This is a genomic window from Frankia sp. AgKG'84/4 (assembly GCF_023242965.2).
Taxonomy (GTDB): Bacteria; Actinomycetota; Actinomycetes; order Frankiales; family Frankiaceae; genus Frankia.
This window is the reverse complement of sequence record NZ_JALKFU020000150.1, coordinates 1-10,230: the sequence shown is the minus strand read 5'-3', so window position 1 is coordinate 10,230 and position 10,230 is coordinate 1. Positions and strand designations below refer to the sequence as shown.

Sequence of the window (10,230 nt, the reverse complement as noted above, 5' to 3'; positions counted from 1 at the left end):
CCGGCGCGCACCCGCCCGACGGCCAGGACCCCGACCGCTACAGAGAATCATCTAACCGACGATCTCAAACACCTTCTTTAGAGACGAGAAGCAGGAGGTACGGCGACTCATCAGCCGCAAGGTCGGACTGCTGAGCCTCCGTACCGGCCGGGAACACAAGAAGATTCATACCGAGCTCAACCGATTGTTCGGCGGCAACGTCGAAACCGCGACTCATCCGCAGCTCATACAACGGATCGAAATTCTGGATCGCTGGCTCGCGGGCACCGAGTGAGCACAGCGAAAGCGAACGCCGTCCTGATCGAGGCCCTCGGCAGGTCATTACGGGCAACAGAGTCCGGACTGGGCACTGTGCCGGACCTACTCCGGCGGGTCCTCGAAGATGGATCCTGGCGTGAGTTCGTGACCCCCCGCGGCGATCTCGTCCAACACGAGCACTTCGCCGACTTCATGACCACCCCGCCCACCCGCGGACTGGGTGCGACCCTCGAACTTCTGAAACGAATCCTCGCTGACGACCGCGGAACCCTCGACTTGCTCGACCAGGTTCTGGCCGGTCGGCAGGACGAGCGAACGGACCTCGGTAACGATGATCCCAAGGTAGGCCGGCCTGAGGTCAACGCTACAGAGAAGGCGCTCCGCCGTCTCCGGAAGGAGGCCGAGGCAGGCAACGTCCAGGCGGCCGAACTTCGTGACGAGGTCCTTGCCGGCCGTATCTCCCCCCACGCGGCGATGATCCGGGCGGGCTTGCGGGCCAAGTCCATCTCCGTACCTCTCGGGAAACCCGAGTCGATCGCGAACACCCTGCGCCGCCATATGAAGCCAGACCAGCTACGCGAGCTTCGCCGCCTGCTCGACGACGACACCTCATAATCCCGCCGGCGCGAGGCCGTTCAAGGCCGATCGGCCTCGCGCCGGCATCGCGGCCGCGTCGACGCCCCCCACGCCCTTGGAGGCTGCCATGCCACGCCCGAAGTTCCGACTCGCCTGCTGCCTGTGCCGTAACTCCATCCCGCTGGCCTCAGACGCCTACGCCCTGGACGACGAGTGGAAACGCCGCTTCCCGCAGATGGCAGGAAGGATTGCGTGTCAAACATGTTCTTTGCGTAACCACGTCTGGCAATGTCGCACCCGCGGCGTCTACGTAGACGGCCACATTCCCATCACCCGCCTTGCCGTGGGATCTGATGCTCAAGGCGGTGGCGCACCATACGGACTTCCCGTGGGTCCGTCTGTACGTGGAACGCTGCATGAAAAGCCTGGTGCGGAAGCCCGATGGAACCCTTGAAACGCGGACGATGGGGCTGCCGCAAGGCGGACCGATTTCACCGCTGCTCGCCAATCTGTTCCTGCATTATGCTCTCGACTCGTGGCTGGTCCGGGAGTTCCCGGGCGTCCCGTTCGAGCGGTACGCGGACGATGGCGTAATTCACTGCGCTACAGAGGAGCAGGCGCGACACGTACGTGACGCGGTCGGTCGCCGGCTCGCTGAAGTCGGGTTGGAAATTCACCCTGACAAGACCAGGATCGTGTTCTGCAAACAGGACCGGGCGGGCGACCATGAGCACATCTCGTTCACCTTTCGTAACTGGTCAGGTACTGGTTTGATCTTGGGTTAGGTGGTTGCGGGCATCCAGGGGCGGCCCTCGGCGAGTTGGACGAGGGCGGGGAACTGGGGGATGCCGTGTTTGGTGGCGGTGGACAGGTAGCTGCGGATCGCGCAGAACTGGCGGGCACCGGTGAGGGTGCGTAGGCAGCCGGATACCTTCTGCCGCAGTTTGATCATACGGATGTCGCGTTCCGAGCCGTTGTTGTCCGCGGGAACCCGCAGGTCCCGGGTGAAGCGCAGGTAGTCGGTTTCGCGGTCGACGAGGCGGCAGGCCAGGGCGTGGCGGGCGGCCATGAGTTTCGTGCCCCGCGGGGAGGTCTGGGTGATCCCGATGTGGGCGGCGTGGCGCAGGGCCCGGGTGTGGGTGGCCAGCGCCTGCGGGTCGACCGGTGTGCCGGTGATGGTGGCCTCGACGGTGAGCCGGTGCAGGGCGACGAGGGCGTCGGCGGCCTGGGTGGCCCAGCACCAGGTCCCGGCCGGGGCGGTGTCGGTGATCGCCTGCAGTTCGCGGAGCACGTGGGCGACGCACAGCTGGTGAGTGGCGTCGGTGTAGCTGTCGTACGCGGCCCAGGCGTCGTGGACCACGACCCCGGTGAACCCGGTCAGCACCCCAAGGGCGTCGATCCCGACGGTTCCCCGCTTCGGATGGCAGTCGATCAACGTGTACTTCCCGGTGCGGGCGCAGTGCACCCAGTGCAGTTTCCCGGCGACGCGCAGCCCGGTCTCGTCCGCGCCGAGCACCTCGGCGCCGGCCAGGTGCTCGCGGACCGCGGTGAGGAAACCTTCCAGGTCGGTGGCGGCGCGGGCGGCCATCGCCGCGACGGTGCCCGCGGACAGCGGGATCCCGACCAGCTCGGCGAGCGCGGTCGCGGTCCGGTCCGGTCCTTCGACAGGAACTGGCCGGAGTACAGGTAGACCGCCGCCGCGGTCACCCGCGGCCCGTACTGGACCGGGGCGTCCACCCCGGCCGGTGGGGTCGCCTTCGTCCGTGTCCCGCAGCCGCATTCTCGTTCCAGGAGCTGATGCTCGGTCACGTGGGGGCGGAGTTCGGGCAGGTCGAACACCTGCCGGCGTTCGGTCCGGGTCACTGGCCGGTCCGCCAGCTGCGTCCCGCACCCTGAGCACGGCCCCGGCTCGTGCACCACACGCTCGTCAGGATCGGCGACCATCCGCAGCGTCGATCCGGGATGGCCGTCCTGCCCGCCGGGCCTGCGGCCGGTCTTCGTCCGCAACGATTTCGGGGGTGGCTTGGCCAGCCCGTCCGAACTCGGTGGCTTCGACGAGTTCCGCGACGTCTTGGCGACCTGGGCTTCCAGCTCGGCGATCCGCGCCCGGGCCTGTTCCAACTCGGCCCGCAACTGCACGATCAGCGCCGCCTGCTCCACCACCAGCGCCACGAGCTCGTCATACGACGGCACCGACGGCGCGGGCGGATCACCGGACACACCCGAACCCTACGGACCGATCAACCACGCGGCACCAACACTCCGGGACTACCAGATCACCGAACAGCCCCAGCACGCCGCGAGAGCAAAAACAAACGATCTACGAGACCTGACCAGTTACGGTACTGCAGCAGCAGGACTCGACGCGGCGCGTTCAGTCGCCCAGATCACGAGAGACTAGGAAGTTGCCAAGAATCAGGTGATCCATCTCTGTCTTGAGGAAGCAGGACAGGGCATCCATAGGAGAGCAAACAATTGGCTCGTCAGCAATATTGAACGAAGTGTTGATCAGACACGGTACCCCGGTGAGCTCCGTGAAAAGGCGTAGCAGTTCCGCGAGCGGCGGGTTGTCCGACTCGGTGATCGTCTGGATGCGCGATGTGCCATCGACATGACAGGCACCCTGAATCATCTCCCGGTATTCGGGTCGTACCGGAACCACGAAGGTCATGTACGGGGAGGCCCGCTTCTTTCCAAGCTCGAACACGTGAGGAGCGAGATCCTGGAGAACCACGGGAGCAAAAGGTCGGAACCGCTCCCGGTGCTTAATTCGCTCGTTGATGATGTCCTTGATATCGGGGAAAATCGGATTGGCGAGGATGCTGCGGTTACCTAGCGCCCGCGGCCCGTACTCAAGACGACCCTGAAACCACCCGATGACACACTTCTCCTGCAGCAAGGTCGCAGCCTCCCGGGGCACTGACTCGGGATCAAACTCGCGCCACGTAACCCGGTCGGCGAACTGCTGTAGCGTTGCGAGGATCTCCTGCCTGCCGTAGCTGGGGCCCAGATATGGCGTCCTGCCGACCCGGGGAAACGCACCCTCCTGCTGACTGGCGAACACCCCTGCCCCGATGGCGACTCCCACATCGCTGGCGCCGAAGCTCACGTCCATCTCGGCGAAGCGAGAGCCCTCGAGCAACTTGCTGTTATTGACGCAGTTCAGTGCGAGTCCACCTTCAAAGATTATCCGCCGAAGGTCGCTTCTTGCTTCAAGCGTCCGCACCTGGCCCGCGGTCACGACCTCCAGCATGTGCTGTGCCGCGCTGGCCACGCGCACCCGGAAACCGAAGTTCTCCCTGCAGTCCGCATTTCCATCGAAGATCCGGTCGAACAGCTCGTAGTATGCGGGAATCATGTTAGCCGGATACGGGATGGTGTAGGTACCGTCGAGACGCACCTCCACCACATGCTGCAGGAACGGGTTCGGCTCGGGCGGCGGGCCGTAGCCGGCCAGACCCATGACCTTGTACTCGTCGCTGTTCGGGGTGAATCCGAGATATCGGGTCACCACGGAAAAGAGCATCGCCAGCGAGTGTCGCGAGTCGATCGATACGTCGTCAAAGATCTGAACCTTGCCGTCACGCACCTCACCCATGATCGATGACAGCCATTCGGCGCGACCGTCGCTGACTAGAAACGCGGTATCCCCGCCTCCGGACAGGTGATATCCGGTCATCAGGTGTGCGATGTGGTGCGGGACGAAGACCAGCTGCTCGTTGCCTAGAAGATGCCCCGTGTGCTCGAGGAAGTCGGCCCGAATCGCTTCCTCGCTGAACAGGCTTGTGTGGGTCTCCGCCAGGCGCTGCAGACGTGCGAACTTCGCCGTGGTCGTCGCGGCACGGTCATCGGTGATCTCGGCGGTCATTTTGTCGATCACGTCCTGGGAGAACTGCCAGGAGAAGGCGAAGACATCGACATCATCGTAGGAGATCCCCGATGAGTCCAGGCACCAGCGCACTGCGTTGATAGGAAACTTTGATGTCCTCTTCTCGCGGTTGAGTCGTTCTTCCTCGACGGCGGCGACTAGCTCTCCGTCCACGATCAGGGCGGCGGCGGCGTCATGGCCGTACAGCAGATGGCGGTCGATGCCGGTGGCGCGGTAGAGGCGCGCGAAGACGTCGGCGGACTTGCTGAATCCATTGTAGCCCATGACGATCATGAGGAGCTCCTTGCCGACAGGATTTGAGGTTGTGGAGGTCAGGGCCAGTTCGGTGTACCGAATTCCTGGGACTTCTGTCGGCGGGGCGTCATGGACCGGTCCGGCCGTTGCCTGACACCTGGCTGTCGGATGCCTGCTGAGGCCAGATCGTGAGGAAGTCGGAGATGACGGCTCGTCGCCGGAAGCCGGGATCAAGCTCTGCCCCGGACAGGTCGGCCCCGGACAGGTCGGCCCCGTCGAGGTCGGCCCCGACAAGCCGGCAGTTCGCCAGGTCGGCCTGGATGAGATAGGCCTCAACCAGAGTGGCACCCTCGAGGTTGGCCCCCCGCAGGTCGGCGGACATCAAGTATGACTCGGACAGCACGGCTCCGGTGAGGTCCGCCTCTACTAGATCGACACCCTGAAGATCGGCGCCGTGCAGGCATGCGTCTCTGAGATCGGGGCGGAACGGGCCCCGAGCCCGGCGTAGGCGGGCATACTCGTTCCATTGCTGGGGACCCCGCAGCAGGATGGCCTCGTCCGTGGTCGGCATGATGCTGTCCACCCGCGCCTAGAGGTCGCCCAGCGCGCGCAGCGCGCGCTTCTCGATGTCGACCACGGACCCGACCGTGTCCACCACAGCCTCTACAAGCTGCGACCGGTCAGCCCCCGGAACCGTGGCTCTCGCCAGCAGGGTGCGTCCCAGGTTCTGCCACAGCGTGCCGCTCTTGACGAAGAGCTCGGCGGGATCTGCATATCGAGAATCGTTCGACGCTAGGGCGAGCGCGGTAAGGAAGCGGCCGATCATTGGGCGGAAGAGTCCACCTCCGGTCCCGAACGTCTCGATCTGGTCGCCTAGGTGGAGTAGTTGCCGCACAAGCGCGTCAGAACGGACGGCCCGACCTTCGGCGTCAACATCGTCGACCTCACCGCGCTTTGACCGCGGCCATGCCGAGGCCGCTGCCTGCAGCTGCTTCATGCCAGGTATGCCCATGTTCCGGTTACCGGGCTTCAGGACATCGCGACACAAATTTCGCACCGCCACCGGCCCTACCAGCCTCAGCTCCGGGATAGTGCGGTGCGTGCCGAAGATGTACACCTTCCAATCCGGGCTTAACGGCGGTGAGTTCCGGCTCGACCGCGCCGCCTGCAGGTCCGTCGCGGCGACGACGACGGGCGAATCGAACGCCGGGTCCGACACCTCGAACCTGTTGCCGTCGACGACCCTGACCACGTTGACGAAGTATCCGCCGAAGGAGGATCTGCCCTCCAGCCCCCAGTACGGCAGCTGACCGAGATCCACGCGGGTGATGACTGCGGGAGCCGATTGCAGCAGCGCCATCAACCCCTTGCCTGACTTCGGGGCATGTCCATCGACCTTGACGCCCATCAGCCGGGCCGCTCTAAGCGGCATGATCGTCTGCTTTCCCACGACGATGTCCGGATCGCTGCCCGGCGAGGGAAAGAAGGAAAACCCAAAGCTTCCGTCCAGACCGAATACCACATCCTCGTCGACGTCGTAGCCTGCAGCCGCGAGAATGTTGCACTGACATGCTGATTCGCAATGGATTCCTCGCCGATGAACGTAGCGGCCGACGCTCAACTTTCCTCCTTTCGACCCAAGGCCATCAGGGAAGCTCGAGTATTCCCGTCCAAACCTTCCAGGGCATAGCGGTAAGTATCCCGCATCATCTCAGGTTGCCATCGACACAGGTATGCAGCCAGTTCCGCCGGATGAACCCGGCCAACAACCTTCAAAAGCCATCCGCACCCCTTCTGCACATAGATATCGTTGTCGTGCATGAGAACTGTGCAGTTGTCGAAGGCGTGTGAGACGGGAAGCTCGAACGTAACCTTGCCGACCTTGCGGCGGACGAACTTCACGACCGCCACATTCGCCGCCCTGCGCGCCCAAGCGGACTCTGAGTCGACCCACTGCCGGGTACGCGGAATCAGATCCAAGTGACCGAGAAAGAACGGATAGAGCAACTTCAAGCAGAGGTCGTCGCACTGTGCCCAGTTCGACACGTACCGGGCCAGCCAGATCTCACAGCGGTCAAGAAAGTCGTCATCGAGCTGGTGTTTCGCGACCTTGTGCAGCAGTGCGAAGCCCAGCAGCACCTCCTCGTGGTAATCGGCATACCCCAGCACCCTCTCCGCGATCTCTATCCTGCCGCCGACCGATATTCCCTCCCTCCTATGGAGGTAGTCGCTCGCGACCTCCATGACCGCGGCGTTGCTGACGCCGAGGGCGCGGATCCCCTTTGGAAAATAGCGCTGGATACCTTCCGCGAAAACCGGATCACCCCGTGCCGCCAAGGAATCCAAAAGATCGTCGGCCGCCACACCCGCGTCCACCTATGTCGACCCTAGGGTAAGCAAGGTCGGCCTGGAAGTCGGCCGCCGAGGGGCCTTTTCAAGTCGGGTTTTGGTACTCATCACGTAATCGTACTCGCGCTGCATGTCAGCCACCGTCTGCTTCGAGTAGGCCGCACGATCGGACAGGCTCTGTCCGCGCAAACCCCACCACAGATACCAGTTCTTGTGGCGAAGATAAGCGTCCCGGACGAAGTCAAGAGTTTCATGGTCATCGACGATCGCCGGCTCCACATAGTACGCCGGAACGAACGTGCCCTGCCCCTCGGTCAGGATCCCAGCCTTCACCGCCTGCTGCTCCAGCTTGGTGCTGCTAAGGATCCGGATGCCCAGGTTGGCGTAGATCTGGGCAGGGTTGAGAAATCGCTCGGTGAAGCTGATCGACTCCCGCAACGCGGCCGAGGTCTCTCCTGGGCCACCGAGGAAGATACAGTGCGTGTGCTCGATTGGACTAGCGGTGAAGAGTCGGTCGACTTCGAGGACCTTTTCCATGTCGAAGCCCTTCTGGAGGTCTGCCAGAGCTTCGTCCGTGAGCGCGTCGGTGCCCAGGTCGACCCGGATGCAGCCGGCCGCGGCAAGCAGATCGACAAACTCCGGTGTGATCGCATTGGGCGTCAGCTGGCAGTACCAGGGGACGTTCAGTTTCACGCGGATCATCTCGGTGCAGATTTCCGCAGCATACTCGAGCGGGAAGTTGAACGTCGCGTCCACGATCTCGAATTCCCGGACCGACGGGTTCTCCGCCATGGCGCGCTGGATCTCACCGACGACCTCGGCGGGTTCCTTAAAACGGTTTCCCTTGCCCTCTGTCTTGCGGATGATGCAGTACGAGCAGTAGAGCTTGCACCCGCGTTTCGTCTGCAGCGTCTCGATGGCAGGCTGGTGGTCACGGGTGAGGTCGGAGGCGGCCGAAACCCCCTCTTCGAAGTATCTCGGGTCGTAGACGGATCGGTCAGGTGCAAGCGCACCGAGGTCGAACGCGGAGTTCGCAGGGTTCTGAACGAAGTACCCATTCGCATCGACATAGCACAGACCGGAGATCTCGCCTATGGGCCCGCCGACCTTCAGGTAATCCATGAGCTGGACGATGCCGGCCTCCCCCTCCCCCGCGATCCCGTAGTCCGGCTGTGCGTACTCGAAGAATGCGAGCGGTTCAACGGAGAACCCGGAGCCACCGAGGACGACCTTGGCCGAAGTGTACTTGCGGACGCATTGGACGATCTTCTCGGTCATTGGTCCGAAGAAGATAGGGTCGACGAACGTCAGGTTGTCGAGGTTACGAACGGCGATGCCGACGACATCGTACGGCTTTGATGTAAGCCGCTCACGGACCGCCTTCAGATCCCGGGACTCCCAGAGAAGGTCCAGCACGTCGACATCGTGACCGGTCCGCTTGAGCGCCGCGCTGATGTAGGCCATGCCGATAGGTAGGGCCGGACGCGGCACCCTGATCTTGTTGGTGGAGATGAGTAGAACTCGCATTCCCATTCACTTCCCCTTGGCTTCGGGGGGCGCAGACTGGTCGTCGAGGGCCGCCCAGTACGTCGACGGATGCAAATCATGGCGCAGCGTAGCCTTGTGCCGATATTGGCGCATGCGATCCAGGTCGACGTGCACCACACCGACGCCCTCGCCGTCCTCAAGCAGGACCATGCGTTCGTCGCCGTCGACGAAGTCAAACCGCTCCGCCTCCAGAAACAGCGGGTCAGCCAGGATCTGGCTGCGACCCATATAGCCGAATCCCGCGTACAGGTTCGTCCCTATCCCGGATGCGAACGCGAGGATGCATTCTGCGTCGATGGTGCGGGTCGGGAGGCGCATGTTCGCGACGTACGCAAACATGTCGGGGATCAGGGCGGAGCATGCTAGGATGTCGACGCCACGGCGGAAGTACTCGCGTGCCGCCTCGGGGAAATTGATGTCGTAGCCCTGCAGGAGGCCGACGCGCCCGAACTCGAGGTCGAAGACCGGGTACTCCGAGCCGCTGCTCAGGTAGCGGCTCTCGAGGTCGTGGCAGTGCACGCGCCGGTACTTCCCGATCAGGTCGCCCTGGGGGCCGGTGAGGACGGACGTGCTGTAGTACTTGCCGTCGTCTCCGCGTTCCAGTAGGCCCGCGACGAGGTAGACACCGAACTGCTGGGACAGCTCGCACAGCCGCCCCGTCTCCGGGCCTGGGATCGGGACGGACACCTCCGCCACCTCCAGGATGTTCCCAGAGGTCAGGAAGGCCTCGGGCAGGCAGATGAGGTGCGCGCCCTGCCTGACCGCCTCGGTGATGTGTCGTTCGGCGCGCCGCTGGTTGGCGGTCTCAACCGGTCGGTGCATCAGCCCTGGTAGAAGGGTGATCTGCTGATCGGAGGGCCGGGTGCGGGGTGTGGAGTTGACCTTGGAGGATCGGGAGTCGATCTCCCGGGGGCTGGCAGCGGAGTTGTCGCATCGGGCGATCGGGACGCTGCTGAATCGCAGCCAGTCGGTGATCAGCCGCGAGGTCACGCGGAACGGCGGCAACGCGGACTACCGGGCGGCGGACGCCCAGCGGCGCGCGCAGGAGAACCGCCGGCGACCGAAGATGTTCAAGCTGGAGAAGGGCCGGCGGTTGCACGACGCCGTCGCCGAGCGCCTGGCCGCTGACTATTCTCCGCAGCAGGTGGCGAACAGGCTGGTCAAGGAGTTCCCGGACGACCCGGAGATGCGCGTGTCGCACGAAACGATCTATCAGACGCTGTTCGTGCAGGCGCGTGGCGAGCTTCGCACGCAGCTGAAGCTCGCGTTGCGGTCCGGGCGGGCGGCGCGCCGACCGCACGGGTCGACGCGGCCGAAGCAGGCCAGGATCGCTGGCATGGTCAGCATCTCCGAGCGTCCGGCGGAGGTCGCCGACC

Annotated in this window: 10 protein-coding genes and 1 pseudogene; 3 read left to right on the top strand and 8 right to left on the bottom strand. The window is 64.1% G+C overall.

Annotated features, from left to right (window positions below; translation table 11 throughout):
- The first annotated feature begins 351 nt into the window (after positions 1 to 351).
- Both MXD58_RS11940 and MXD58_RS11935 read left to right on the top strand, forming a co-directional pair.
- The gene (locus MXD58_RS11940; protein ID WP_248841344.1) at positions 352 to 873 is read left to right on the top strand and encodes a hypothetical protein; all 522 of its coding nucleotides are present in this window, start codon (positions 352 to 354) and stop codon (positions 871 to 873) included.
- A 314-nt stretch (positions 874 to 1,187) separates the two neighbouring features.
- Positions 1,188 to 1,619 (top strand): reverse transcriptase domain-containing protein, encoded by a 432-nt coding sequence (locus MXD58_RS11935; RefSeq protein ID WP_250609315.1) that lies wholly within the window; start codon positions 1,188 to 1,190, stop codon positions 1,617 to 1,619.
- On the opposite strand, the gene tnpC is transcribed toward MXD58_RS11935, so the two are convergent.
- From tnpC to MXD58_RS11890, 8 genes and pseudogenes are all read right to left on the bottom strand, one after another.
- Positions 1,616 to 2,614 carry an IS66 family transposase gene (gene tnpC, locus MXD58_RS11930; RefSeq protein ID WP_248841346.1) on the bottom strand — a complete coding sequence of 333 codons (999 nt, stop codon included), beginning with the start codon at positions 2,612 to 2,614 and terminating at the stop codon, positions 1,616 to 1,618. The genes MXD58_RS11935 and tnpC overlap by 4 nt on opposite strands.
- A 230-nt stretch (positions 2,615 to 2,844) precedes the next feature.
- Positions 2,845 to 2,973: pseudogene (locus MXD58_RS31675) on the bottom strand (DUF6444 domain-containing protein); the annotation flags it as partial.
- A 235-nt stretch (positions 2,974 to 3,208) separates the two neighbouring features.
- Positions 3,209 to 4,996: a carbamoyltransferase family protein gene (locus MXD58_RS11915; RefSeq protein WP_248841347.1), complete on the bottom strand. Its 1,788-nt coding sequence runs from the start codon at positions 4,994 to 4,996 to the stop codon at positions 3,209 to 3,211.
- An 88-nt stretch (positions 4,997 to 5,084) separates the two neighbouring features.
- Complete coding sequence (locus MXD58_RS11910) at positions 5,085 to 5,528, bottom strand: pentapeptide repeat-containing protein (RefSeq protein ID WP_248841348.1); 444 nt, start codon at positions 5,526 to 5,528, stop codon at positions 5,085 to 5,087.
- 18 nt (positions 5,529 to 5,546) lie between these two features.
- Positions 5,547 to 6,578 carry a BtrH N-terminal domain-containing protein gene (locus tag MXD58_RS11905; RefSeq protein WP_248841349.1) on the bottom strand — a complete coding sequence of 344 codons (1,032 nt, stop codon included), beginning with the start codon at positions 6,576 to 6,578 and terminating at the stop codon, positions 5,547 to 5,549.
- Positions 6,575 to 7,333 carry a DNA alkylation repair protein gene (locus MXD58_RS11900; RefSeq protein WP_248841350.1) on the bottom strand — a complete coding sequence of 253 codons (759 nt, stop codon included), beginning with the start codon at positions 7,331 to 7,333 and terminating at the stop codon, positions 6,575 to 6,577. Before MXD58_RS11900 ends, MXD58_RS11905 begins: the two co-directional genes overlap by 4 nt.
- Positions 7,334 to 8,839: a B12-binding domain-containing radical SAM protein gene (locus MXD58_RS11895; RefSeq protein WP_250609314.1), complete on the bottom strand. Its 1,506-nt coding sequence runs from the start codon at positions 8,837 to 8,839 to the stop codon at positions 7,334 to 7,336.
- Positions 8,840 to 9,676 (bottom strand): carbon-nitrogen hydrolase family protein, encoded by an 837-nt coding sequence (locus tag MXD58_RS11890; protein ID WP_250609313.1) that lies wholly within the window; start codon positions 9,674 to 9,676, stop codon positions 8,840 to 8,842.
- A 61-nt stretch (positions 9,677 to 9,737) separates the two neighbouring features.
- Here MXD58_RS11890 and MXD58_RS11885 point away from each other — a divergent pair.
- On the top strand, positions 9,738 to 10,230 hold a 493-nt coding region (locus MXD58_RS11885), incomplete at its 3' end, for an IS30 family transposase (RefSeq protein ID WP_250609312.1).